Here is a 25,627-nt window from a genome sequence, read left to right on the forward strand (position 1 = left end):
GTCGAGGCGCGCCGAGTCTATTCCGGGAAGTAGGACGTCAGGTCGACATCCGTTGGGTCCGGGACCAATACCTCGGGCCCCGGCTTCTCACCGGGCGCAAAGGGCCGGGCACCGTGATACGTCGTCACCGGTCGCGAAAAGTCCGTGCACGCTGCGTAACGGCTCAGCGCCGCCAGCAGGGTTTCACACTTCGAGCGCTCCTCAAGTGTGGGTGCTTCATCCCTTGGCCATGCGTCGTCATGGACCTGCGTGTACGCGCTGAGCCGATCCACGGCATGGCTCAACCCGGCGCTGAAGAGGGGCAGTCCCCGCTGCTCCAGCTTCATGAGCACGCGTAGCGCTTGTCCGTGCTCTCCGCGGCGCGCCAGGTGCTCGGCCCAGATCACCGCGCCATCGGGGAAGTGCGGAAACCACTCGCACAGGTTCCGGGTCCACTCAGGAATGTCCCGGGCCTGCTTGAACCGCAGCAGCGCATATGCGCCGATGGCCGCGCCCACTGGATCCTTCATCTTGTCGTACAACAGCTTGGTGGCCTCGACCTCCCTCTGGCTCAGCAAGGCTCGGTTCCTGTCACCGGCTTGGCTGTAGCGCAGGAGCGCGTCGGCGTGGGCATTGTCGAGGCGGATGTCCACCTGAAACGCTCCGGTGGGGCCGCGCTCCACGATGATGCGACAGCCTGGATGCCCGGACTCTCCCGGGATCGGCAGCACGATGTTGCTGGGTGCTGCCCGGGGCCGGAGAAGCTGCACCACCGTGGGTTGGTCCTCAGCTACCCGGAGCTCAAGCTGGCCATCCCGACTGGAGGGGGAGTCGAAGCGGGAAGCCACCCACTTTGGGGACCTCGTCTTGTAGAGGCGCCAAGCCGCGCCTCTCAGCCTCGGGTTGCGGGAGGTCTGCCGGGTGGCGGGAACTAGGCAGCGCAGCAGCCCCCTCGACCCTATGCCGGACGAAGTGGTGTTGTGGGTGAGCAGTGAGAAGATGATCAGGCCCGTCCGCTCGAGGTACGTCGGCCACTTACTGAGGAGCTGGGGCCCGCCCGGCACCGGCGGGGGCAGGGGCGCGTCCTCCTCTGGCTCGAGCTGGACGGTGCCCTTCGTTCCGGCGGACAGAGTGATGCTCCCGGACAGCACCTGCCCGGAGGGCAGCTGCGCGGTCACCACGTAGGCTCCGGGCTCCAGCTCCACCACGTCGCTGGAGAGGCAGCGCGTGGCGAGGGCGAGGCTCGGCTTGCGTATCTCGACCGGGATATTGCTCCCGTCGAGCTGCGCTCCTCTCGGAGGCTGCAGCGAGAAGCGCAGGTGCCCGTGCGGTTCCTTCCTGGGAGGTTGGTCGCTCATGGGGAGACCCTCAGCCTGTACGTCCTGCGTGGAGGTGTCAGCAGCATCGGGCGCCCGGGGCAGCCGACGAACTGCGGGTGGGGCGGATCGATGGTGGCCCCGATGGTGTAGTAGCCCGCTTCGAGCTGCCGGGTCAGCGGATAGGGAGACAGGGGGTGCGGAAAGTCCGCAGTCGGCTGCCCGAGGGCATTCACGACGTTGACTCGCGCGTGAGCCACTGCGGCGAGGGGATCCACCTCGAGGGTGAGGTCGGCGGAAGGGGGCGCCAGGAGCTGGTGCAGCATGAGATCCTCCAGAATCTGTCCACCCAGGGTGACGGTCTGCTCCACACCTTCCGGCTCGCTGGCCAAGCGCTTGAAGTGGTCGACAAGCATCCTGCTCAGCGATGAGACCGAGACGACCCACTGCACGTGTTCATTCGTTTCCGGCCCGTCTCCGGGCGTGGCGGCGCGCCCGTCGAGCCCCGCCAGGAGTGCCTCGCAGAACAAGCTCGTCTCGTTGAGACGGCCATAGGCTTTCGTGCCAGGGAGCGCCGCCTGGAAGATGGGGGCGCACCGGTTGTCCTCGCTCACCAACTCCACGTCGAAGACGGCCGGTGCGGACAGGTGCTCGAAGTTCTTGAGCACGTCGGGGAGGACCCTGCACGTATCGATGAAATAGACCTGCTGCCGGGCAATGGGGCCTGCCTGCGGGCTGGGCGCCATCCCCTGGAAGATGTTTTGCAGCTCGATAGCCTGCTCCAGGACGGGCGAGTCGGGCTCGGCGAACTCCTCGAGCAGGAGGACCGTGTTGTCCCGGCTCCGCTGGATGCCATGGCCCGCGAAGTAAAAGAGCGTCATGCCGTCGGCGTGGCTGCGCGCATCCCGCCGCCAGTCGCGCAGGGCCCTTTCAACATGGCGTCGGGTCGCCGCGAGCGCACTGGGGTGAGCCGCAGCCTCACCCGCCGAGGGTGTCAGCAGCAACCGGCAGGTCGCCAGCGGAAGCGGGAGCGCATCCCGGTGGGCCTGGAGCCACTCGAAGAGCCGCAGCGTCGAGGTCGCGGCCGACGAGAGCTGCTTCAGGTCGTAAGGGCCAGACGGCTGGTCGCGCGGTGGCAGATGGCGGTAGCCGCTCACCCCCACGAGCAGGGCGTGCACCCCGGGCCTGTCGCCCAGGGATGCCCGCACATCGAAGACCAGCGACATGGCGACTCCCTCCGCTACCGTCCGCGGATGCTAGTGGTGTCCCTAATTTAGCCAAAGCATCATGCATGCAAGGTGGAGGACCGCCAGGTAGTTGATGGCGGTCTTCTCGAAGCGGGTGGCCACCGCTCGGAAGCGCTTGAGGCGGTGGAACATGCAGTCCACTTGGATGCGCATCCGGTAGAGGGCGCGGCTGTTGCAGCGCCGGTGGTGTTTGCGCGTCGGATTCATGGCGATGACGGGCGTCATGCCGCGCTCCCGGACGGCCTGCATGAGGTGGTCGGCGTCGTAGCCGGCGTCGGCGATGAGCGCCTTGCCATGCGCATACTGAAGTTGCCCCGTTTTCGGCTCTCCCGCACTTTGTGTGATGCGTAGGCTCAGACGGTGAGGAGCACGCGACGGCGCAGCAGGTCGAAGCTGGCGCGGCCGTACATCTGACGCTTGAGGAACTTGAGCTTCGTGAGCTGACCCTCCGCCTGGGCGTTGCTCCAGGGCGTGGTCAGCGCCGCCCGGACTGCATCCCCGTCCTGCTGCAACCCCTCGGCGAAGGTCTCCACCGCGCGCACGCCGCAGTGGAGTGCCTCGCCCAGCCACGCCTCGAAGGGTCTACAGGAACTGCGTGGCCTGGCCCGTGCGTAACGCTCCGAGCGCGGACCACTTCGCAGAAGCGTCGGGTCAACTCCATGACGCACGCGGCCTCCTTGTCCTGTTGGATGCGAGCCAGCGTGGCTGCATCCTCGGGTGTGAGTTCGGACGGCTCCTTCACGCACAGCCAGGCCAATTGCTTCGGGGAGGCGAGCGGGTCGGAGCTCTTGCCATTGGACCACCAGTCGCCGCCGGACTCCGCGCGCGGCCGCGTGCGCGCCGGAGCTTTGCGGCGCGTCTGGATCCAGCGGTAGACCTGCCGTGACGTGCCACGAAACCCTCGTGCGCGAATCTCCCGCCAGAGCGAGCAGGCGTTTTCGCAGCCCGCCGCATGACGCTCCTCAAGGTACTCCAGAAATGGGGCGAGGATGCTCGGACAGGGCGCGCGCACCGAGCGCTCCGGAAAGGCTTCCGGGGTGGCGTACTTGCGCACCGTGCTCGGTGCCAGACTCAAGGTGCGGTGGATTCTCGCCAGCGGCTCCCCGGCGAGGGAACGGCGCCGCACTGTCTCGTATGCGGCCACGCGCTGGGCTCGGCTCGCCTCACGGGAGCGGACTTCAGAATGAGTGCGTGAAAATGAGGTGAGCCGCCGCGCAGGGGAAACGCTCTCTCGCGAGACGACCGGCAGGGAGCGCAGGCGCGCGTGCGCCCCCGTCAGCCAGCGCTCCGCCATTTGCCGCCCATTGAGGAGCAGATGCCAGCGGTCCGCTACTTGTTGAGCGTCGGGAGCACCGAGTGCGGCTGCATGTGCGTACTCCGTCGAGCGGTCTCTGGTGAGGACCTCTATGTCAGGGTGGCGACGCAGCCACGCCGTCAGCGTCGGCGTTGAGCGGTCGGGCAGCACCTCGACGACGCGGTGCGCTTCGAGGTCGACGAGAATGGAGCCGTAGGTGCGCCCCTTTCGCAGGGCCCAGTCATCCACGCCCACCGCCCGGGAGTCTCGTGGCGTCGGCCGCGGAGTACGGCGAATCAGGCGCAGGAACGTGTCGGGGCTGGTTGGCATGGCCAGCGGCTTGAGCAGTCTGGCTCCAGCCTCGGCACCCGCTGTCGTGGCGACGGCGGACTGGGCGGTGGCAAGCCGCCGCGTTCGCCGGGCCCGAGGAGCCAGCAAGCGGGGCAGCGGCTCCGCGAACGTGCGGCGAGGGCCTTTCGCGTTTCGACAGAAGAAGCGACACACATTCATTTCCAGTTTCACGGCATGCCCGGCGGAGGGCAGGTCAGCGGGGCGGCGGACGTAGCTGCTGTGCACGGAGTTGCTGGGCGTCCGGCAGGAGGGACACCGGGCACCAGTGCCCTCCTGGTGCACCACGAGGACGATTTTCGGCGAGCCACCGCGCACCACTCGCTCCAATCGACAACCGGGAAGGGAGTACAGTGTTTCCATTCCCAGGGTGTAGTCGCCCCACTGGTAGCCTGCCGCAACTGCCTACTTCTCCGAGGGGCATCACACAAAGTGCGGGAGAGCCCGGGGCAACTTCAGACTTCGGATTCCTGGAGGGCGACTGGCGCGTGCACCATCGCCGCCTCAAGCCGGGCGGCCAGGAGTGGGTCGAGTTCGACGGCACGTGCGCCAACCGCCGGTTGATCGACGGCAGCGCGAACGTGGAGGAGCACGCGCTCGACGCGCCCAGCGGCGCCTATCGCGCCGTCGGACTGCGCGCCTACGATTCGAAAGCAGGGGAGTGGGCCATCTGGTGGCTCGACGGGCGCTACCCATCGGGTCCGTTGCGCACCCCGGTCAAGGGCCGCTTCGAGGACGGCATCGGCCGCTTCTACGCCGACTACACGCAGGACGGGAAGCCGATGCGCGGCCGCTTCGTGTGGTCGAACATCACGCCGACCTCGGCCCGCTGGGAGCAGGCGGCATCATCCGACGGCGGAAAGACGTGGGCCCCCAACTGGATCATGGAGTTCGAGCGTGAGACGCGGAAGCCCGCGCCACGGCCGGCGGACCCGACGGCCGTCCACGACTTCGACTTCCTCCTCGGTGAGTGGCGCGTCCACCATCGCTACCTGCGGGTGAAGGACGGCCGCCGCGAGTGGCTCGACTCCGAGGGAACAATGTCCCATCGCGGTCTGATGGGCGGAAGGGCGAACCTCGAGGAGCACACCATCGAGGCCCCGGCCGGAGCCTATCGCGCGGTCGGGCTGCGCTCGTACGATCCGAAGGCGGCGCGGTGGTCCATCTGGTGGCTCGACGGTCGCGCGCCCCACGGCGACCTCGATCCGCCCGTCCAGGGACGTTTCGAGAAGGGAGTCGGCACCTTCCTCGGCGAGACGACCATCGACGGCAAGCCGACGCGCGTGCGGTTCGTCTGGTCGCGGATCACCGCCACGTCCGCGCGCTGGGAGCAGGCCTATTCGTCCGACGCAGGCCGCACCTGGGAGACGAACTGGATCATGGAGTTCCGACGCGCCTCGTGAATCGGCGCGCCTTCAGCGCTCGCCGATGTCCTTTCTCTACGTCCGAGTGCCTGGCTAGAGCTCGTTCATGATGAGCAGGCCGCGCGAGTTGTCGACGACGTACACGTAGCCGTCGCCGGGCACGCGGATGCCGATGGCGCCCTCGAAGACGTCATCGGTGCGCCCCGGGTCCGTCTCGCGGTGCGTGTTGTAGTAGGCCACCTGCCGGGGCTTCGTGGGGTTGGACACGTCCAGCACGCGCACGCCCTCCTGGTACCAGGCGACGTACAGGCGCGTGCCCACCAGGAGGATGTTGTGGATGGAGGTCGTGGGCCGGAGCTTGAACTCGCCGATCTTCACGATGTGCGCCGGATCGCTGGCGTCCAGCACGCGCAGGTGTGCGCCATGGTTCTCGCCGCCCTCGAAAACGAGGGTGCGCCCGGCGAAGGTGCCCACTGCGTTGTGGTGGGCGGTGGTGTTTGGGTACGTGTAGGTCCCCAGCAGCTTCATGTTGTCCGGGTTCTCGACGTCGACGACCTTGAGGCCACCCTCGAAGTGGCTGATGTAGAGCTTGCCCTGGTAGGCGAAGGCGTCATGGGCCCCGTCGTAGGGGCCCACCAGGGGAAACGCGAGGCGCTGGAGCAGCACGGGCTCCAGTGGCTGGGACACGTCGAACACGAGCGTGTTGCTCGAGGGCCAGAGCCCCATGCCGTAGAGGCGGTCCCCGTCCACCAGCACGGTGTGCACGGCGAGGGGGGCGCTGGAGGGCACGCGGCGCACGAGCTGCGGGTCCGCCGGGTTGGAGATGTCGAAGACGACGATGCCGGTGTCCTGGCTGGCGACGTACAGCGCGTCCCCCTTGGCCCACACGCTGTTCCAGAGCTGGTCGTCGGGGAGGCTGATGACCTTCTTCAGCACGGGGTTGCGCCGGTCCGTCACGTCGAAGACGGAGATGCCGCCCGGCTTGCCCGGGCGAAGGTAGGCGACGTTGGCGGAGACGACGTAGGCGTGGTTCTTCGCGACGTAGATGTCCAACGGGGTGCCCTGCTCGACGTACGTTTCCGACACGAGCTCGAGGCCGCCGGAGGACTCGTCCTCGCCTTCGCGCCACAGCATGCGGTGGGCGTCGGCGGTGGCCCGCTGCACCACCCGGCCGTTGACGCACCGGGCGAAGCAGCCCGTGAAGTAGCGGTTGCTGGGCGCCTCACATCCCGCCAGCACGGTGGTGGTGCTGCCCCCGTCCCGGGACCGGGTGTGGGTGCCGAGGAGCAGGCTGTCCGCGTCGCGCTCCTCGTGAGTGACGGGCGCGTAGTAGAACTTGCTGGGGCCGCCGTCGCCGACGAGGCCCATCGTCACGGTGGAGTACGAGCCCTCCACTCCGCCGTCCGCCAGCGCGGACTCCTGCCGCAGCCGTACATGGTAGAAGCCGTCCTTCGCGACGTTGGCGAGCGTCGAGGAGTCGCAGGCGGACAGGTCGAAAATGGCCGGGTCGAGGCAGCCTCCGGCGGGGCTCTCGCCCACCCGTGGCACGAGCGTGCAGGCCGAGAGCACGCCGGGGTCACCCGTGCCGTCTCCCAGCTCCTCCAACACGGTGTACGTGCCGCCCCAGGGCGGCGTCCCGGAGTCGGGTGGCCCCGCGTCGGGGGTGCCCGAATCACCGGGGACGCCGGCATCGGGCGTGGGCTGGGGCGAGTCGCGGCAGCCTGGCGCCGCGGAGAGCAGCAGGCCCCAGGTGACGAAGAGCACCCATGACGAGCGGGGGGAGGACGGCATCGGGGACCTCATGGGTGACGCCACGCGCAATCACGGGCATCAACATGAAAGCGGCCACTCCTTTGAATTCGATTGAATTCGCTCTGCTCGCGGGAACACTTGCTCCGTGATGGGGAACGGGGCGTGCGCGGTGGGAAGAAGCGCGCTCGGGGCCCCTCTGGTTTCGCGTTTGCACGTCGAGCGGCCCGTGAGCCTGCCCCCGCACGCTCGGCCAGGGGTACCGAGTGGGACTCCTCGAAAACGGGGCAACGTCAGTTACGAGCTCGAGCTGGCTGAGGTGCTCGTCGCTCCGCTACGGTTTCGTCCGCGGCAAGTCATGTCGACGCTGTGAGCCGACGCGGTCCCAATCACCCACGAGGAGTGACCCGATGGACAGACCGCTCCCAGTGCTGCCGCCGCACCCCGCAGTGCACCTCGGGGAGCTCGAGGCGCTCGCGGGCCATCTTCGCTCGCGTGGCATCGACTACAGCCGGCAACCGTACGGCGTCACGATCGAAGTCGACATCGGCGAGATCGTGAACTTCATGATCGACGTCCACTGGCTCATCGATCAGGTGCGGTTCGTCGCAGTGACTCCGCTCACCGTCGCCGCCACGAGCCTCTCCGAGGTGGCTCTCGCGGTGGAGCGAGTGAACGCTGAAATCGGCTTTCCCGTATGGCGGGTGTTGCCGACGCTCGCCGCAACGTACACGGCCACGCTCGATCACACCGGCGCGCTGTCGAGCCGCGTGGTCGAGTACGCCATGGCCCTGCTGCGAGACGCGCTCGTGCGGGACCAGCCGGTGCTGCGGGCCCTGACCGGCGTCAGCCATCCGTGACCTGGTGTGGGGGTGGGTTGGCTGCACGACACCGCCGCATGCGCCTCTTTCGGCCGCCCTGCTCGACGCGCGGACCGCAGGGGTCCTCCCTGGCCCTCAGCCCCAGAGCTCGGGAGGCGGCCAGTACATCTCGCTTCCCTCGAAGCGGATGCCGGGCACCCGGTCCCGGGAGAGCAGCAGCGGCCCGTCCAGGTCCACCACGGCGGCCCCCTGCGCCACGAGCATCGCGGGCGCCATGGCCAGTGACGTCGCCACCATGCAGCCCACCATGAGCTGCAGCCCCTCGCTCCGCGCGGCCGACGCGAGCGCCAGCGCCTCCGTCAGGCCCCCGGTCTTGTCCAGCTTGATGTTGATGGCGTCGTACTTCCCCAGCAGCGTCCCCAGCCCGTGCCGGTCATGCGCGGACTCGTCGGCGCAGACGGGCACCGCGCGCCGCAGCCCCTGGAGCGCGCCATCATTCCCGGCCGGAAGAGGCTGCTCCACCATGACCACGCCCAGCTCCGCGCAGGCGTCGAACAGGGCAGGCAGCGCCTCCGGCTTCCAGCCCTCGTTCGCATCCACGATGAGCTGGCTCGCCGGAGCCCCCGCGCGGATGGCCCGCAGCCGCTCGATGTCTTCCTCTCCGCGCCCGAGCTTCACCTTCAGCAGCGGCCGGTGCGCGGCCTTCTCCGCGGCAGCACGCATCGCCTCGGTGGTATCGAGGCTCAGCGTGTACGCGGTGACGAGCGGCCGGGGCTCGGACATGCCCAGCAGGGCCCAGACGGGCCGCCCGCTCCGCTTCGCCTCCAGGTCCCACAGCGCGCAGTCCAGCGCGTTGCGCGCGGCCTTCGGCTCCAGCACCCCGGCGATTCCGTCCCGCGCCAGCCCCGCTTCGATTCGCGGGCGGGCCGCCTCCAGCGCCGCCATGACGCCTTCGAGCGTCTCGCCATAGCGGGCATAGGGGACGCACTCTCCGCGCCCCACGGCACCGTCCTCCTCCAGCGTGACGACGACCACCTCGGCGGACGTCTTGGAGCCGCGGGAGATGGTGAAGCGCCCGGCAATGGGCCAGCTCTCGTGGGTGACGGTGAGCTTGCGCATGGGGTCAGCTCCGGGCCGGGAAGCGGCGCGCCAGCTCCTCGACGAGGGGGCCGACGCCGGTGCGGATGGGGTCCACGCACGGCAGCCCGTGCTCGCGGCCCGTGCGCTCCAGCAGTTCCAGGGCCTCCTTCTCGCCCAGGTGCTCGGTGTTGATGGCGAGGCCGGTGCACTGGATGCGCGGGTTGGTGAGCTGGCCCTCCAGGATGGTCCGGTCGATGACGGCCTGGATGGAGGGGAGGGGATGCTGGACGCCGCGCATCTTCGTGCGCGTGGGCTCGTGGCAGACGACGAAGGCGTCCGGCTGCGCGCCGTGGAGCAGCCCCAGGGTGACGCCCGCGAAGGACGGGTGGAACAGCGAGCCCTGGCCTTCCACCAGGTCCCAGTGGTCCGCGTCGTTGGCGGGAGTGAGCCACTCGGCCGCGCCGGCGACGAAGTCCGACACCACCGCGTCGATGGCCACGCCGCGCCCGGAGATGAAGATGCCCGTCTGCCCGGTGGCGCGGAAGTCCGCCTTGAGGCCGCGCGCGCGCATCTCCTTCTCCAGCGCGAGCACCGTGTACTTCTTGCCCACCGAGCAGTCCGTGCCCACCGTCAGGAGCCGCAGGCCCGGGCGCTTCGAGCCCTTTCCGGTGGCGAAGTCCATGTCGGGGATGCGCACGTCGTGCAGCTTGCGGCCATTGCGCGCGGCCGCCGCGGCGATGGCGGGGAAGGCGCTCAGCCGCTTGTGCAGCCCCGTGGCGAGGTCCATTCCCGCGTCGAGCGCCTCCACCAGCTTGCCAATCCAGTGCTCCGGCAGCACGCCGCCCGCGTTGGCCACGCCGACGATGAGCGTCTTCGCGCCCTTCGCCTTCGCCTGGGCGATGTCCAGATCCGGGAGGCCGCAGTCGGCCTTGCAGCCCTCCAGCCGGAGCTGACCCACGCACCAGTCGGGCCGCCAGTCGACGATGCCGTGCGCCGTCTTGGCGGCGAGCTGGTCGGGGACGTCACCCAGAAACAGAACGTACGGCTTCTCGATCTCCACCACGGACCTCCGCGCCCCATGTCCAGGGCTGTGGGTCGGGCTTTTCAGCATGCCCTCGGGGATCGGGCAAGTCCGGGCTGGCGCAGGAGGGTATGCACTGGCCAACGCTTCGTACCCCCGATGCGGGCGGAAGGCTGCGTGAATCGAATACCTTGCATGAACGGCAGGGCGCCAGGCCGCGTGATGTCAGACGAAAGGAGCGCACGCATGAAGCCGTTCTGGGGGCGTCAGCACGTCGCAATCACAGTCATGGGGCTTTGCCTGGTGTATTCGGGGGCGGCCCTCGCACAGGAAATACAGGAGCGGGGCCGCACCAGCTACATGCCCGTGGACCAGACGGAGCCCTTCGCCGACGTGATGGCACGGATGAAGGCGGAGAAGCCCAAGGTCACCGCGCGCCACCAGCAGCTCCTCAACCAGCGCTATGACCTGGGAAACCGGCCTGCCCGGGGCGTCACCATGTCTCGTGGAAAGGCCGTGCAGGAAGGCGTGCGGGTGAAGCTTCCGCAGGGCGTCACCTGGGACTCCCTCGCCGCCATGAGCCCCGAGGCGATTCGAGACAAGGGGCTCTTCCCAGGGGGCCTCATGCCGTTGCCACATCCGAATCATCCGGAAGGCGGCATGCTCTTCCCCAAATTCCACATCGATGAAATCAAGCGGCAGGAAGGGCGGGACCTCACGCGGTTCGACCTCGACTTCGACCTGCCGGACCACCTGCTGCCGGAGTTCCCGCCTCCCATCTTCCTCACCACGCGCACGGACCTGGGGGATGTCTCGCAGGGGAAGCTGGTGACCCTCATGAATGTCCAGGAGCTGTTCAACGGCCTCCTGAATCCAAAGCAGTTGGAAGGCCTCCGGCTCCTCGTTACGCCCTTTCCCCAGCAGCAGTTCAATCAGACCGCCGACCGTCGTTCCGAGCTGCCCAGCCGGGGCGTGACGTGCTTCGACTGTCACGTCAATGGGCACTCCAATGGCGCCACGCACCTGGTGGGAGACATTCGTCCGCAGGAGTTCCGCCACCGCATCGAGACGCCGTCCCTCCGCGGGGTGAACATCCAGCGTCTGTTCGGCTCGCAGCGCGCCCTCAAGACGGTGGAGGACTTCACCGAGTTCGAGCAGCGCGCGGCCTACTTCGACGGAGACCCGGTCATCGCCACGAAGAAGGGCGTCAACGTCCTCGAGCGGGGCAGCCAGGTGCACTTCATGGCGGAGTTTCAAGCACTCCTCGACTTCCCGCCTGCTCCCAAGCTGCGCTTCGACGGAAAGCTGGACCCGAAGAAGGCCACCGAGTCGGAGCTGCGCGGCCAGGCGCTCTTCTTGGGCAAGGCGCAGTGCTCCGTGTGTCACGTCCCGCCGTATTACACCGACAACCTGATGCACAACCTGCGGGCGGAGCGCTTCTACAAGCCACGCCTGGTGAACGGAGCGGTGATGGGCTCCGATGGCCCCATCAAGACGTTCCCTCTCCGTGGCATCAAGGAGTCTCCCCCCTATCTTCATGATGGGCGGCTCCTGACGCTGGAGGACACGGTGGAGTTCTTCAACCTCGTGCTGGAGACCCGGCTCAACGAGCAGGAGAAGAAGGACCTGGTCGCATTCATGCGCGTGCTCTGACACGCGCGTGGACGAGGACCTTCGAGCACCGCGGTTGAGCTTCGCGGGCGACAGGATGTCTGGACCGCGGTCTTGATTGACGCGGTCTCGTACGCCGCCCACCTTCCGCGCCGCCCTGCTCGAAGCCTCGGAGAGGTCGATGAATGCTCAGCGCTTCACTGAACAGAACCTGCGACGACTGGGCCTGCTCTGTGCCCTCGGGACGTTGCTGGTGGTCAGCGCCATTCCATCCAACGCCGATGCATCCGAGGACGAGAGGAGGACCGACAGTTCGGGCAAGCCCACGATCGTCCTCGTCCACGGAGCGTTCGCCGATGCATCCGGCTGGGCCGACGTGATCAAGCGGCTGCAGAGACAGGGATACACGGCCTACGCGTTTTCAAACCCCCTACGCAGTATTGCCGGTGATGCGGAGTACTTGCGGTACTTCCTGAGTACCCTCACGGGTCCCATCGTCCTGGTCGGCCACTCCTACGGCGGAGCCGTCATCACGAACGCAGCCACCGGGAATCCGAACGTGAAAGCGCTCGTGTACATCGCCTCGTACGCACTCGCCGAGGGGGAGACCATCTCGCAGGCCAACGCTCTCGGCGGCGGCCATTCCGAGCTCGGTGAGCACCTCATCTTGCGCCCGTTCCCAGGGGGCGGAACCACGGACGCCGACGGCTACATCGACCCCGCTTTCTTCCATGAGCTCTTCGCGGGCGATCTCCGTGAGAAGGACGCGGCGGTGGCGGCGGCCAGCCAGCGCCCGGCCGCCGCCTCCATCTTCGTAACGCCCTCCGGCCCGCCGGCGTGGCAGGCCATTCCGTCCTGGTACCTGGTCGCCAGGGACGACAAGGTCATTCCGCCCGAGGCCCAGCGCGTCATGGCCCGTCGTGCTGGCGCCCATACCTTTGAAATCCGCAGCTCACACGTTGCGATGGTCAGCCACCCAGCAGCCGTCACGGAGTTGATCGTCGAAGCGGCCGGCTGCCGTTGACGACCCGCGAGGCCGCGCCACTGAAGAGCGTCGTCTGTCCAGGCGCGATGGAGGTGCGGAGGGGCGGGGTCAGCGCACCTCGAGCTCGTAGATGCGCGTCGCCGGGTCGCCGTTCTGGGTCGGCGTGGTCACGTTGAGCTTGATGTAGCGCGCCGAGGTGGCGCTGATCGCGTGGGTCGAGGTGCTGGCGGTGTTGTTGGTCACCGTCACCGGGGTGCTCCAGCTGGTGCCGTTGCTGGAGGTCTGGATGGTGAAGGCCCGGGTGTTCCAGGTGCTCGCTTCGCCGCCCGCGCCGGCATGCTTGACCACGAAGCTGCTGACCGTCTGTGCCGAGCCGAGGTCGACCTGCAGCCAGGACGAAGCGGTCAACGAGCAGAACTTGTCGGTGGTGCCCCCGGAGACGCTGCCGTTGACCGCCTTGGCCGGCGTTTCGCTGCTGTTGCAGGCGGTGGAGCCGGTCGCCGGCTTGTTGAGCGCCAGGTTGACGTTGCCGGCGCCGACCGAGACGGTCTGCGTCTTGGTGTTGGTGGCGCCGCCGTTGTCGGTCACCGTCAGGCTGACGTTGTAGTTGCCGGCGCTGGCGTAGACACGGCTGGGGTTGGTCGCGGTCGAGCTGCTGCCGTCGCCGAAATTCCAGCTGCGCGAGGTGATGCTGCCGTCGCTGTCGCTGGAGGAGTCGCTGAAGGTCGCGGTCAGTCCGCTCACGGTGACGCCGAAATTGGCCACCGGCGGGGTGTTGCCGCTGACCGCGGTGTTGATTGCCGCCGCGTACTGAGCGGCCGTGCCCTGCGCCCCGCACTTCTGGATGTCGTCGTACAGCCACATGAAGCCGCCGCTGATGCCGGCGGTGCTCTTCCAGTTGCTCATCTTGCTCTGCACCGTGGCAGGACTGTCGCCGCTGCTGCAGCCGGTGCCATGGCGTGACCAGAGGCCGGGGTCGACAGTCATGCCCATCGCGGTGTTCCAGGTCGCCGGATTGTTGCCGGCGCCGCCGTCGTACACCTGGAGGTAGATGACGTCGACCGCGCTGCCGAGGTTGTCCTTGAGGCTCCTCCAGAAGCTCTGGTTGGTGTAGGGCGCGAAGGTGATCTTGTAGCCCAGGCCGATCAGCATCTGCCCGAACTGGGTGGTCGGGGCGAGGTCGTAGGCGCTCTCGTCGTCGAAGTTGACCGCGTCGGCGCCGGTGGCGCTCTTCAGCGCCTGGAAGTTGCGGTACAGGATGCTGCTGCTGCCGGTGCCGCAGACGAGGGTGCTGCCGCACCCGGTGGCGGTGCCGTTGACCAGCCTGGCCATGCGCTCGAAATCGGGAACGCTCCAGGCGCCAATCGACACTTCGATGCGATTGACCGAGGTCGGCGTGGTCTTGAGCGTGGCCAGCCGCGTCGGCCAGGCCGGGTCTCCGATGTAGGCGCCGTTCCTGACCACCGGGATGTCGTTGTAGACGAGGTCGCCGTTGTCCTCGATGTGGAAGCTCCACAGCATCACAGTGGTGAAGCCCGAGTTGCGCAGGTCGTCCATCACCGCGGTGCCGCCGGAATAGAACGGGCCTCCGCCGTAGACCGCCGAGTCGGCATGGGCCGCCGGCGCCATCGCGGCCAGGGCGAGGGCGGCGAGCGCCAGCCCGGCTCGGTGGGCGGAACGGAGGCGGGACGAGAGTGGCTTCGACTTCGGCATGGTGAGCTCCCCTGAAATGGGCGTCGTGGACGGGCCGACATTGCGAGCGCCGAATTCGGAGTGTCAATGTTTGGATTTATTTAAACAGGGCCGGGGCCTCGGGGTTCGCGTGACGAGGAATATTTGCAACTGGATTGTGAATATCCGGCCACAGTCACCGTCGAAGTGCTGCTCGGGCGCGGAGCCCTGGACCTTCGAGCCGGGTGTGCGGAAGCGCGCACCCGCATCACCCTTGAGCGCTCTAACTGGCGCGGGGGCGAAGACCCAGAATGGACGCAGCTTGCGATTCAGCTGTGCTCGGGGATGGGGGGGGCGATGAAGGTTGTCTGTGTCGGCGGGGGTCCGGCGGGGCTGTATTTCGCAATCCTGGCGAAGCTGGCCAACAGGGAACATGACATCACCATCCTCGAGCGCAATCCGCCGGGCGTGACGTACGGCTGGGGTGTCGTGTTCTGGGAGGACCTGCTCCAGAGCCTCTACCGGAGCGACCCCGAGAGTGCCCGCGAGATTGCAGAGGCGGCTGTCCGCTGGGACCAGCAGGAAGTGCACATCCGCGGACAGCAGGCGCTCCACATTGGCGGGTACGGTTTCAGTATCGGGCGGGATCGCCTGCTCGAAATCCTGACCCGGCGGGCGATGGGCCTGGGTGTCGACATCCAGTTCCAACGCGAGCTGGGAGACGTGTCCGAGCTCGCGGATGCGGACCTCATCGTCGCTTGCGATGGCGCCAACAGCACCGTGCGCCGGCTTCAGGGCGACCACTTCCAGACGAACGTCGAAGTGGGGAGGAACAAGTACATCTGGCTGGGGACCGACAAGGTGTTCGACGCCTTCACGTTCGCCTTCGAGGAGACCGCCGCGGGCTGGCTCTGGTTCCATGGCTACCGTTTCTGCGGCGACGCCAGCACCTGCATCGTCGAGTGTCCGCAGGCGACCTGGGAGGGACTTGGCTTCGACACGCTCGGTCCCGATGAGACCCTGCGGCGCCTGGAGGGCATCTTCCAGCGCCAGCTGGCGGGCCATTCGCTCTTCAACCAGCGGCGGGACCTCGACAAGGCGCCGTGGCTCAACTTCAGGCGCCTCACCAACGAGCGCTGGTTCCACGACAAGGTGGTGCTGATGGGCGACGCCGCCCACACCACGCACTTCACCATCGGCTCGGGGACGAAGCTGGCCATCCAGGACGCCATCGGCCTCGCCGGGAAGTTGAGCGAGGGGGGCGACCTCCAGGCCGCGCTGAAGGCCTACGAGGAGGAGCGTCGCACCGCGCTGCTCCCAATCCAGGACAAGGCGCGCAGCAGCGCCGAGTGGTTCGAGAACGTCCCGAGCTACGTCGAACAACCCACCATCCGGTTTGCCTACTCCCTGTTCAACCGGCGCGGCGGCACGTCCTGGTACTACCCCTTCTACCTGGCGAGCCAGACCTCGGCGCTGAGGGGACTGGTGCGTTCGCTCCACTCGGCCAGGAGATGGGTGCGCCAGGGCGGGACGCGGGTTCCTTCGGGAGCGGTCGACCTGCGCTGAGTGGGCGGCTTCGCGATTCTACTCCGTACCGTCAACGACGGCACCCTGGCCACCACCTTCCGCGTGGATGACGTGGTGGTGCAGTAGCGCCCGCCGCATGGACACGGCTCCGAGGCCCATGCCAGCCTCCCCGTGTCCATGCCATCCCGTCCCAGAGCCTCGACCCTTCGTCTCCTGTGGCTTCTCCCGTTGCTGTCGACGCTGGTCCTCAGCGCCTGTCGGGAAGACGCGAAGGCCGGTGTCGCCGCCGCAGGGGCGGCGAGTGACACGGGGCCGAAGCTCTACGTCCTCGGCTCCAGCATGCACCTGCGCAAGGCGCCCTCCACGGAGGCGGAGAGCCTGGCGAAGCTGCGCATCGGCACCGCGTGTGTCCCGCTGGAGTCCGCACAGGGCGAGTGGCGCAGGGTGCGTTGTGGCGACAAGGAAGGCTTTGCCTCAATCTCTCTCCTGGGCGCGGAGCCGCCCTCCCTGGAGAAGCTCAAGGCGGAGGCCCATGACCCGCACCTCAAGTTCGCCCAGCGGCTGGACAGTGCCCTGCGCGCGGCATCGCTCGCGCCCGAGGATGTGGGGCTTCGCAAGGAACTGGGCGAGCTCTTCTTCGAGCGCAACTTCGAGTTGCTCGCCGGGCTGAAGAAGCCGCTGAAGGGCCCGATGCTCGAGTCCCAGTGTTCCAGCAACGACGCCACCGACTGCATCCGCGAGAGCGCGGGCTTCGTCCGGGGCGTGAAACGCCGGGCAGTGACGAAGGGACAGACGTTCGTGGTCGCCGTCGGAGACGCCGAGAAGGTCGTCGTCTACCGGGGCCGGTTCCAGTACGACAAGAAGCGCAAGTGGCTGACCGAGGAGGTGCAGGAGCGGACCCGCTTCGAGTCGACCGACTCGGTGCTGGAGCAGGCCCTCTTCACCGGCATCGAGGCGGACGACACGGACGACACCGCCGTCCCGCGCCTCGGACAGTTCGTCCTGGACGAGTCCGCGCAAGGCCTCCTGGCGAAGCTGCCCCCAGCGTGGGAGTTGCTGAAGCGCTCGGAGGAGGGCGCTCATGCGGTGCGCATCAACGGCTGCAACCAACGCCCCTACCTGCTGCAGCTTTCATCGGACGTTCACGGGCGCTGGCTCGCGGAGATTGACAGGCCCGGCGCTCCCTTCCCCGACGAGCGCTGGGTCACCGCTGCTTCGAGGACGGAGCGCGGCACGAAGCTGATGCTCGCGAAGAGCGCGGAGGACACCGCGCCCCAGGTGTTCGAGATTCCGGTGGAGGACGCCGCGCTCGCGTCGCTGGGGGAAGCGCTCTACGCCTACCAGGACGGGGCGCATCCGGATGCCCCCGAGCCGTGCGGGAGTGGTGAGGGGCCTGCCTTCAGCGGCGAGTTCCTTCCCGAGAAGGCCATGGTGGCGCTGTATGGAAGCTTCGACGCGGCGGTGGGCTCCGTCCGCTGGGCTCCATCCGGGACGGAGCGGCTGCGAATCCAGCGGCTCGAATACTTCTGGGCCTCCCGTTTCCAGGCGCGTCCCTGGAAGTGGGCGGCCTGGCGCGAGGGGGAACAGGAGAAGATGCTCTTCCTCACGGAGACGCCCACGGAGGGCCCCTCCCACGGGTCCCCGGCGCTCATCGGCGGCGGCGTCTTCGCCAGGACGGAGGACGGCTGGAGGTTGGAGCGGGCCAACCGGGTCATCACCGAGGCGGGCCAGTTCGGACGGGCACCGGACCATGACATCTCCGTGCAGGCGGCTGGCGAGCGGGGGTTCATCGCCGTCATCACGGAGGCGTACGCCTTTCCTCCCGAAGTCTGGGAGGAGCTCGAGTTGCTCTCCGACCTGGGGGGACAGGAGAGCATCGACGCGGTGGGCACCATCGGAAGGGTCAAGGAGACCGACGCGTTGGCCTGTTCGTCCGACGAGAAGCAGGAGGCCGCCACCTGCTTCTCATACGACTCCGAGTGGAAGCTCGCGCCGAACCCCGAGAGTCCGCTGCCCGATTTCGTCGTCACCGTGAAGGGGACCCGCCTGAAGGACGAGAAGAGCAGCGAGGTCGAGCCCTTCCACGAGGTCCGCACCTTCTCCTTCCGCTCGGGTGAGTACTCCCTCTCCTCCCGGAAGGACGTGCCCCGGTAGCGGCCCGGCCTCGGAAGGGAAGGGCACGCCAGGGTGAGCCCCTGTCCTGTGTTCGACATTCACCGGCAGTGCGGGGCATACTTGGAGTGCGGGATGTTCTGTTTTTCACTACCTTGCCATGCGTGTACCGGGGCCATGTCTGCCTTTGGCTCCGGCACACATCACTCACACCCCACGAGGTCGTGTCATGGCAACGATGAAGAGGTGGTGGCTCGCGATGCTGGCTCCGGTGATGCTCTCGCTCGGCTGCCTCGGAGGACCTGACACGCAGACTTCCGAACCTGTTCCCGCGGAGCTCCGCGAGGGTGAGGCGGCCCTGGCCACGGCGGTCTTCACCGGTACGGTGAAGGACGTCCAGGGCAAGGTCCTTCCCGGCGCCACCGTGAGCATCAATGGCATCAACCGGACCACCGACTCCGCCGGCAAGTACTTCGTCTCCCTGACGGCCGTGCCCGCCGGCTACGTCCTCAACGTGAACAAGGCGGGCTACGGGCCGGTGACGCAGTTCCTGGCCGCGGGCAAGCTCAACGCCGTCCACGTCCTGCCGACGGCCACGGTGCGGCCCATCAACCCGGCGGTGAACAACGTCATCGAGACGGCGGACGTCCAGATTTCGATTCCGGCGAACTCGCTGGTCAACGCCTCCGGCCAGACGGTGACGGGCACGGTGAACGTCTCCGTCGCGGCCTATGCGCCGCTCAGCATGCCGGGTGACTTCACCGCGGTGAACAACGCTGGGAGGACGGTGGCCCTGGAGTCCATTGGCGCCTTCTTCGTCGGTGCGACCACCAGCGAGGGGGCCGCGGTGAACCTCGGCCAGAACAAGACGGCCCAGGTCTTCCTCCGCGTTCCCGCGCAGGTGAAGACCATGCCGCCCTGCGTGCTCACGGGGGCCTGCCGCGCCGCCATGTGGCGGTTCGACAACGCGACGAACCGCTGGGTCGAGCAGAACGCCAACTTCAACCCCACCTCCTCGGGCACCAACTTCACGCTCATCGGCGGCCCGGCGTCCCGGCCCGGCAACCTGGTGCCCACCAACGGCGGGCTCGGCACGTGGAACGCGGACATCGAGAAGACCGCCCCCGCGTGCACCGTCGTCCAGTTCGTGGGCTTCGACCAGACCTGCTACGACCTCATCGTCAACCTGCAGCTGATGAACGCCGCCGGCACCTACATCTCCAAGACGGACACCGTGGGCTCGGACGCGCTGTTCATCGCCCTCTACAACACCCGGGCGAACGTGGAGCAGGAGGTGGGCATCAGCTTCCCCGCGGGCGCGCCCGCCAGCTGCAATAACTTCACCATTACGTCAACGCCTGCCCCGGTGGGCGGCTACCCCGTGTACACGCCCTCGGGCGGCTTCACCCGGTTCGACTCGGGAGCGCCCTGGGGCGGAGTGGGCTTCCCGAAGGACCCCATGGGCAACAACATCGACCTGGATGACGTCCTCAACTTCAACGATCCGTGCAACTCGCGCGTGGTCTTCGAGCACAACTAGGCAGTGAAGGACCGGCGCGACCGCCCATGAGTCCGCGGTCGCGCCGGAGCAGTGCCCCGGGCTAGAGCGGCGTCGCGCAGGTGCAGGTGCTGGCGCGGCCGTAGCAGGCGTTGGAGCTGGCGGGGACGATGGAGTAGCAGTACTGCCGGCCGCTCACCACCTCGCCATCCGTGTAGGCCGTTCCGGTGACGGTGGCGGCGCGCACCTTGCCGTAGCTGCACGCGGCGAAGCCCTCGGACTTCATCACCCAGTACTCGCTGGCTCCGGCGGCCGCGCTCCAGGTCGCGGTCACCTGGCCGGTGCCGGCCGTCACGGTGAGGGTGGGGGCGGCGGTGGGCCCGGCGGCGCAGCCGCTGTTCACCGGAGCGGGCGCGGCACAGGCGATGTTGTGCCGGTTGAAGGCGGCATGGATGGCCGTCATGTGCGGCGTGCCGTCGTTGATGTTGCCGTTGTCGTCATCCGCGGCCAGCCACTGCTTGTAGCCGTGCGTGGCGGCGCAGCCGTCGGAGGTGCCGGCGGTGCAGCTGCACGCGTGCCAGGCGCCGACGTTGCCGCTGCCCTGGTAGAAGACCTTGTTGCCGATGATCTGCGCCGTGTTGGCGTCGTAGCTGAAGGGCGCGGCCCGCAAGTCGCGGGCGATGAGGTCCCAGGCCGCCTGGCGCACGGGGGACGCCGCGCAGTGGACCTGCTTGCCGCAGGGGCCCGAGCCGGAGAGGCAGCGGCTGCAGACGAAGTTCTGCGGCGTGGCGGGGGTGGCGTTGGCGTGGGCCCCCCAGTCCGCGTCGCGCACGCCCGAGCAGCGGGTGGTGCACCAGGCGGCGCCCGTCTGGGCCTCATTGACGTTGTAGCCCGTGCCGTCCGGCGTCATGCCGCAGCCCGGGTTGACGGTCTGGTAGAAGCCGTAGCCGACGCAGGAGGACGGCAGGCGGTAGATGGCCGCGATGTCCGCGTAGGCCTCGCTGGAGTTGCTCAGCACGCCCGCGGCGTCGTTGTCATCCAGGCCATGGCCCCACTCGTGGTCGAACACGGCGGCAATCTCGCCCGTGTTCCGGCAGCCACCGCCGCTGCGGTAGAAGTTGACCGTCGAGCCGTTCCAGAAGGCGTTGCAGGTGCTGACGATATTCACGTTGGCGGTGAGCTGGTTGTTGAGCCACACGTTGGTGGGCAGCCAGCTGCGGGCCACCTCGGCGATGCGGTTCAGCTCGTAGAAGGAGCTGCGCGACGCGGCCGTGTTTCCGGGGGACGTCCCCGGGGGCACGGTGCAGTCATGGTCGCCGTTGGTGCCCCCCAGGTCGATGGAGCCCGAGGCGGAGACGCTGATGGCGCCGCAGCCGTCGCTGACCCGGATGTACTTGCCGTTGAGCGTGGTGGTGGTGGTTCCGGAGGTGTAGTCGAAGACGCCCGCGCCGTCGGTGAAGTTGTTCGGCACCGCGAAGCCCGTGTTGGCCCACGGCATGGGGGTGTTGGGGAACATGGCGCCGCACGTCGAGGTGCCGGTACAGCTCCCGGTGTTGGTCAGCGGGTAGACGCCGCCCCGGATGTTCTGGTCGAAGTAGTGGTTGTCGTCCTCCAGCGCGAGCACCTCGCCGGTGGTGGCGTCGACCGTCACCTTCCAGTGCTCCTGCTCGTTGGGGAGCTGGAAGCCATAGGTCCAGACGAGCTGGTGGCCCTGGCCCTCACCGAAGGCGGCGTCCTTGCGGGCCACCGGCGCAATCTCCAGCGTGGGCGGCATCCACTGCTCGGGCGGGCTCTCGTAGAGGCCGAAGTGCTCGCTGCCCGCCAGCACCGCGCCGTCCGCGGACACGAGGGGCAGGGGCGCGATGTCGACGTTGCTCCACGACTCGGTGCCCAGGAGGACGAGGTTGCCGTGGCTGATGGTGGCGGCCAGCCGCCCGTGGCGGACGGGGATGCCCTTGAGCTGCTGGGGGACGGAGACCTGCCACAGTTGCTCCGTCACCTGCGTCACGCGGGGCTCGCCGAGCTGGAGCAGGTCCACGCCGATGGCCCGGTGGTTGGCCTGGACGAACTTGAAGAGCAGGTCGGCCACCACGGCCTCGTCGACCTTGCTGACGGAGCGCCCGAGCTGCTGGCGCACGGTGGAGAGCGTGAGCTTGTTGCCCACGCCGTTACCGGGGATGAGGGGGATGGCGCCCTGGATGTTGGTGACCGCGCCCGTGTAGCTGTCCACGTAGACTTCGAACCCCTTGCCATTGCGCGCGAAGAAGTCGTCCCAGGTGCTCGCGGCCTCGCGGCTCATGCGGGGCAGGGCGTCCTGGAGGGGAAGATGGGAGCTGGGGAGGGACAGCTCCGGCTTGAAGAAGGCCTGGCTCGCCAGCGAGCCGGAGGTGCGGGGCGAGGGGGGCTCGATGGCCATCGCCGGGGTCGTCAGCAGCAATGAGAGACCAACGGCTGATTTCAGCAGTCGTCGCATGGGTGCTCCTTCACGGGTGAGGAATTGCGGGAGTGGGGATGGTGGACGTCTGGGAGCAGATCAGAAATCCCCGACTTTCTTATATTTCTGGTTCACTCCCGGTGTGTGCCCGGAGGGTGGTGTGAGTGTCGGTTGACGGACATTCTCCGGGCGGCTCCCGGGCGAGCCGGCGCAGTGCCCCGCACCGCTGCCGCGTGGTACCTCAGGCCGTCATGGGGGCACCCCGCGTGCCGCCCGCTTCCGAGAGACCTTCATGACCCACGCCCTCCTCGACGTGCTCGGCCTGGCCGAGCGCAACCCCGGCACCTACCTCGGCAACGGCGAGTGGTCCGGAACCTCTCCGGACGCCGACCTCGAGGTCTTCAACCCGAGCAACGGCCAGCGCCTCGCGCGGGTGTCGTCGGCCAGCGCGGAGGACTACGAGCTGCTCGTGCGCAGGGCGCAGCAGGCCTTCGTGGCCTGGCGTGCGACTCCGGCGCCCCGGCGTGGTGAGGCCATCCGCCTGTGCGGCGAGGCGCTGCGCCGCCAGAAGGACGCGCTCGGCTCGCTCGTCTCGCTGGAGATGGGGAAGATCAAGGCCGAGGGTGACGGCGAGGTGCAGGAGATGATCGACATCGCCGACTTCGCCGTCGGTCAGTCACGGATGCTGTACGGCCTGTCCATGCACTCCGAGCGCCCCGGCCACCGCATGTACGAGCAGTGGCATCCGCTGGGCCTGGTGGGTGTCATCAGCGCCTTCAACTTCCCGGTGGCCGTCTGGGCGTGGAACGCGTTCATCGCCGCGGTCTGCGGCAACATCTCCATCTGGAAGCCGTCACCGAAGACGCCGCTGTCGGCCATCGCCGCCATGCGCATCTGCAACGAGGCGCTGAAGGCTGGCGGCTTCCCGGACGTGTTCTTCCTGCTCAACGACGGCGGCACCGCGCTGGCGCAGCGGTTGGTGGATGACCCGCGCATCGCGCTGGTGAGCTTCACCGGTTCTTCCGCCGTGGGCAGGCAGGTGGGCGTGCGCGTGGCCCAACGCCTGGGCCGGAGCCTCCTGGAGCTGGGTGGCAACAACGCCATCATCGTGGACCGGACCGCCGACCTGAAGCTGGCGATTCCCGCCATCGTGTTCGGCGCGGTGGGCACCGCCGGCCAGCGCTGCACCACCACGCGCCGGCTCATCGTGCACGAGTCGCTCGTCGACGACGTCGTGGCCCGGCTCACCGCCGCCTACAGGCAGGTGGAGGCCCGCATTGGAGATCCGCTCCAGCCGGGCACCCTCATGGGGCCGCTCATCGACCCGGCCGCTGTGCGGCGCTTCGAGGCCGCCGTGGAGAAGGCCCGGGCGTCCGGCGGCACGGTGGTGACGGGAGGCAGGGCCCTGGGCGGGCCGGGGAACTTCGTGCTGCCCACGCTCATCACCGGAGTGCGGCCCGCGGATGACGTCGTCCAGACGGAGACCTTCGCGCCCATCCTCTACGTCATGCCCTACCGGACGCTGGAGGAGGCCCTCGCCATCCAGAACGGTGTGCCGCAGGGGCTCTCGTCGGCGGTCTTCACCCAGGACCTCCGGGTGGCCGAGCAGTTCCTGGCCGCGTCCGGCTCCGACTGCGGCATCGCCAACGTCAACATCGGCACCTCGGGCGCCGAGATTGGCGGCGCCTTCGGCGGCGAGAAGGAGACCGGCGGCGGCCGCGAGTCCGGCTCCGACTCCTGGAAGGCCTACATGCGGCGGCAGACCAACACCCTGAATTACTCTGACGCGCTGCCTCTGGCGCAGGGCATCAAATTCGACGTGTGAGCAGGCGGGCTTCCGCCATGACGAAACCATGACAAAGAGGCGGAGGTCTCATGACCCTTCGACCACCCCCGGCTCTCTAGGCTGACGGCATCATTCAGCCTTGGAGCACGCCGCCATGCGCGTCCTCACCGCCTCGTTGCTCGTGGAAGCCGTCACCGAACTCTCGAAGGGCACGCCGCTGGTCAAGGCGAGGGACGTATTCGCCTGGTGCCAACGCAACGGCGTGGACTACCAGGGCGAAGGACCGCTCCATCAGGCGCTCTGGGATGCGGACCAGGACGAGGCCCGGGGCCAGCAGCGCCTGCTGCGGTTCAAGAGCGGGGAGTGCAAGCAGTCCCGCGTGGGCTGGTCCGTCGCCGCTCGCGGGGCGCGGGCGCGTGAGGCCGCGGCGCGCCTCGGCTGGGACGAGATGCGCTGGAACGGCCAGCAGTGGGACTGGATGCACGGGCCCCACCCGAAGGCAGTGCCCGGGTTCATCGAGGCCCCGCGAGCGGCCTGACGGACCCGGCGCCGGGCCGGCCAGAACGCCTCTGAATGTCAGACCCGCCACGTATGGTTCTCCTCGTCGGCACACACGAGGGGGCCATACACATGAGCGCGTCAGTCATTGATAACCGCGTCGAAATCGCCTTCAGCTTCGATACCACCGGCAGCATGTATCCGTGCCTCGCGCAGGTGCGCAAGAAGCTGCGCGGCACGGTGTCCCGGTTGATGAAGGAGATTCCCGGCATCCGCATCGGCATCATCGCGCACGGGGACTACTGCGACGCGGGGTCCACCTATGTCACCAAGGTGCTGGACCTGACGGATGACGAGAACGCCGTGGTCCGCTTCGTGGACCGCGTGGGTCAGACGGGCGGCGGCGACGCGCCCGAATGCTACGAGTTGGTGCTGCGCGAGGCGCAATCCCTCTCATGGACGGTGGGCTACACGCACGCCTTCGTGCTGATTGGCGATGACGTGCCGCACGCGCCGAACCAGAACCCGAAGAAGCTGGACTGGCGCAAGGAGGTGGACGCGCTGGGTAGGATGGGCGTGCCGGTGTACGGGGTGCAGGCGCTCGCGCGCCGCCACGCGACGCCCTTCTACAAGGAGCTGGCGGAGAAGTCGGGCGGCTTCCACCTGAGCCTGGACCAGTTCGCGCACGTCACCGACATGCTGCTGGCCGTCTGTTACAAGCAGGCGTCCGACACGCAGCTCCAGGCCTACGAGGCGGAGGTGGTGAAGGAGGGCCGCATGAGCCGCGGGCTGAACACCATGTTCAGCACGATGCTCAAGCGCAAGACGCCGTCCATGTTCGGTGCGGCGGACCTGCGCGCCGTGCCGCCGGGCCGGTTCCAGGTGCTGGACGTGGACCGGGCCATGCCCATCAAGGACTTCGTGCAGGAGAACGGCCTGGGCTTCAAGACGGGCCGCGGCTTCTACGAGTTCACCAAGACGGAGACCATCCAGGGCCACAAGGAGGTGGTGCTGATGGACCGCAAGACGGGCGACCTCTACAGCGGCGAGCGGGCGCGTGAGCTGCTCGGCCTGCCCGAGGGCGAGACGGTGCGCATCCGCCCGGCGAACCTGGAGAAGTACATCGTCTTCGTGCAGAGCACGTCGGCGAACCGCAAGCTGATGGGCAGCTCGAAGTTCCTCTACGAGGTGGAGGACTGGGACGGCGAGAAGGCCGCTGCGGCGTAGTCGTGATGAGCGGCGAAGGCACCGTCGCGCGGCGGCCCCCGCGCGGTGGTGTCAGGCGC

Annotated in this window: 18 protein-coding genes and 1 pseudogene; 10 read left to right on the forward strand and 9 right to left on the reverse strand. The window is 68.2% G+C overall.

From position 1 onward, the window contains the following. Positions 1-17: 17 nt before the first annotated feature. From OV427_RS36740 to OV427_RS36755, 4 genes and pseudogenes are all read right to left on the reverse strand, one after another. Positions 18-1,337, reverse strand: coding sequence for a hypothetical protein (locus OV427_RS36740; RefSeq protein ID WP_267860889.1), 1,320 nt, complete (start codon positions 1,335-1,337; stop codon positions 18-20). Next, on the reverse strand, positions 1,334-2,521 hold the full coding sequence (locus OV427_RS36745; RefSeq protein ID WP_267860890.1) for a caspase family protein: 1,188 nt from the start codon (positions 2,519-2,521) through the stop codon (positions 1,334-1,336). Before OV427_RS36745 ends, OV427_RS36740 begins: the two co-directional genes overlap by 4 nt. A gap of 42 nt (positions 2,522-2,563) precedes the next feature. Further along, the gene (locus OV427_RS36750; RefSeq protein WP_267863528.1) at positions 2,564-3,010 is read right to left on the reverse strand and encodes a transposase; all 447 of its coding nucleotides are present in this window, start codon (positions 3,008-3,010) and stop codon (positions 2,564-2,566) included. Further along, positions 2,896-4,547: pseudogene (locus OV427_RS36755) on the reverse strand (ISL3 family transposase). Before OV427_RS36755 ends, OV427_RS36750 begins: the two are co-directional and overlap by 115 nt. Positions 4,548-4,672: 125 nt before the next feature. On the opposite strand from OV427_RS36755, the gene OV427_RS36760 reads away from it, so the two are divergent. Next, entirely contained in the window at positions 4,673-5,587 is a 915-nt protein-coding gene (locus OV427_RS36760) for a hypothetical protein (RefSeq protein ID WP_267860891.1), read from the forward strand. A 54-nt stretch (positions 5,588-5,641) separates the two neighbouring features. On the opposite strand, the gene OV427_RS36765 is transcribed toward OV427_RS36760, so the two are convergent. Then, positions 5,642-7,339, reverse strand: coding sequence for an LVIVD repeat-containing protein (locus OV427_RS36765; protein ID WP_267860892.1), 1,698 nt, complete (start codon positions 7,337-7,339; stop codon positions 5,642-5,644). Between the two features lie 368 nt (positions 7,340-7,707). Between OV427_RS36765 and OV427_RS36770 the strand changes: the two genes are divergently transcribed. Beyond that, positions 7,708-8,157 carry a hypothetical protein gene (locus tag OV427_RS36770; protein WP_267860893.1) on the forward strand — a complete coding sequence of 150 codons (450 nt, stop codon included), beginning with the start codon at positions 7,708-7,710 and terminating at the stop codon, positions 8,155-8,157. 96 nt (positions 8,158-8,253) lie between these two features. Here the strand turns inward: OV427_RS36770 and dgcA are convergent, their stop codons facing one another. After that, positions 8,254-9,237 carry an N-acetyl-D-Glu racemase DgcA gene (gene dgcA / locus OV427_RS36775; RefSeq protein WP_267860894.1) on the reverse strand — a complete coding sequence of 328 codons (984 nt, stop codon included), beginning with the start codon at positions 9,235-9,237 and terminating at the stop codon, positions 8,254-8,256. Between the two features lie 4 nt (positions 9,238-9,241). Then, a complete protein-coding gene (gene dgcN / locus OV427_RS36780) occupies positions 9,242-10,258 on the reverse strand; it encodes an N-acetyltransferase DgcN (protein WP_267860895.1) in 1,017 nt (338 codons plus the stop codon). A 207-nt stretch (positions 10,259-10,465) separates the two neighbouring features. Between dgcN and OV427_RS36785 the strand changes: the two genes are divergently transcribed. Continuing rightward, a complete protein-coding gene (locus OV427_RS36785; protein WP_267860896.1) occupies positions 10,466-11,872 on the forward strand; it encodes a cytochrome B6 in 1,407 nt (468 codons plus the stop codon). A gap of 139 nt (positions 11,873-12,011) precedes the next feature. After that, positions 12,012-12,854, forward strand: a complete 843-nt coding sequence (locus tag OV427_RS36790) for an alpha/beta fold hydrolase (protein WP_267860897.1) — start codon at positions 12,012-12,014, stop codon at positions 12,852-12,854. 69 nt (positions 12,855-12,923) lie between these two features. Here the strand turns inward: OV427_RS36790 and OV427_RS36795 are convergent, their stop codons facing one another. Continuing rightward, the gene (locus OV427_RS36795; protein ID WP_267860898.1) at positions 12,924-14,528 is read right to left on the reverse strand and encodes a PKD domain-containing protein; all 1,605 of its coding nucleotides are present in this window, start codon (positions 14,526-14,528) and stop codon (positions 12,924-12,926) included. 315 nt (positions 14,529-14,843) lie between these two features. Here OV427_RS36795 and OV427_RS36800 point away from each other — a divergent pair, with 315 nt between their 5' ends. From OV427_RS36800 to OV427_RS36810, 3 genes are all read left to right on the forward strand, one after another. Then, positions 14,844-16,052 (forward strand): FAD-dependent monooxygenase, encoded by a 1,209-nt coding sequence (locus OV427_RS36800; RefSeq protein ID WP_267860899.1) that lies wholly within the window; start codon positions 14,844-14,846, stop codon positions 16,050-16,052. A gap of 189 nt (positions 16,053-16,241) precedes the next feature. Next, complete coding sequence (locus OV427_RS36805) at positions 16,242-18,167, forward strand: hypothetical protein (protein ID WP_267860900.1); 1,926 nt, start codon at positions 16,242-16,244, stop codon at positions 18,165-18,167. Positions 18,168-18,354: 187 nt separating this feature from the next. Beyond that, positions 18,355-19,665 (forward strand): carboxypeptidase-like regulatory domain-containing protein, encoded by a 1,311-nt coding sequence (locus tag OV427_RS36810; protein WP_267860901.1) that lies wholly within the window; start codon positions 18,355-18,357, stop codon positions 19,663-19,665. A 61-nt stretch (positions 19,666-19,726) separates the two neighbouring features. On the opposite strand, the gene OV427_RS36815 is transcribed toward OV427_RS36810, so the two are convergent. After that, positions 19,727-22,096 (reverse strand): PepSY domain-containing protein, encoded by a 2,370-nt coding sequence (locus tag OV427_RS36815; RefSeq protein WP_267860902.1) that lies wholly within the window; start codon positions 22,094-22,096, stop codon positions 19,727-19,729. A 253-nt stretch (positions 22,097-22,349) separates the two neighbouring features. Here OV427_RS36815 and OV427_RS36820 point away from each other — a divergent pair, with 253 nt between their 5' ends. The 3 genes from OV427_RS36820 (at position 22,350) to OV427_RS36830 (ending at position 25,568) form a co-directional block, all read left to right on the forward strand. After that, positions 22,350-23,882, forward strand: coding sequence for an aldehyde dehydrogenase family protein (locus OV427_RS36820; protein ID WP_267860903.1), 1,533 nt, complete (start codon positions 22,350-22,352; stop codon positions 23,880-23,882). Between the two features lie 115 nt (positions 23,883-23,997). Continuing rightward, complete coding sequence (locus OV427_RS36825; protein ID WP_267860904.1) at positions 23,998-24,381, forward strand: hypothetical protein; 384 nt, start codon at positions 23,998-24,000, stop codon at positions 24,379-24,381. 92 nt (positions 24,382-24,473) lie between these two features. After that, positions 24,474-25,568, forward strand: coding sequence for a vWA domain-containing protein (locus OV427_RS36830; protein ID WP_267860905.1), 1,095 nt, complete (start codon positions 24,474-24,476; stop codon positions 25,566-25,568). The last annotated feature ends 59 nt before the right edge of the window (positions 25,569-25,627 follow it).

It is taken from the genome of Pyxidicoccus sp. MSG2, from assembly GCF_026626705.1.
In the GTDB taxonomy this organism is placed as follows: Bacteria; Myxococcota; Myxococcia; order Myxococcales; family Myxococcaceae; genus Myxococcus.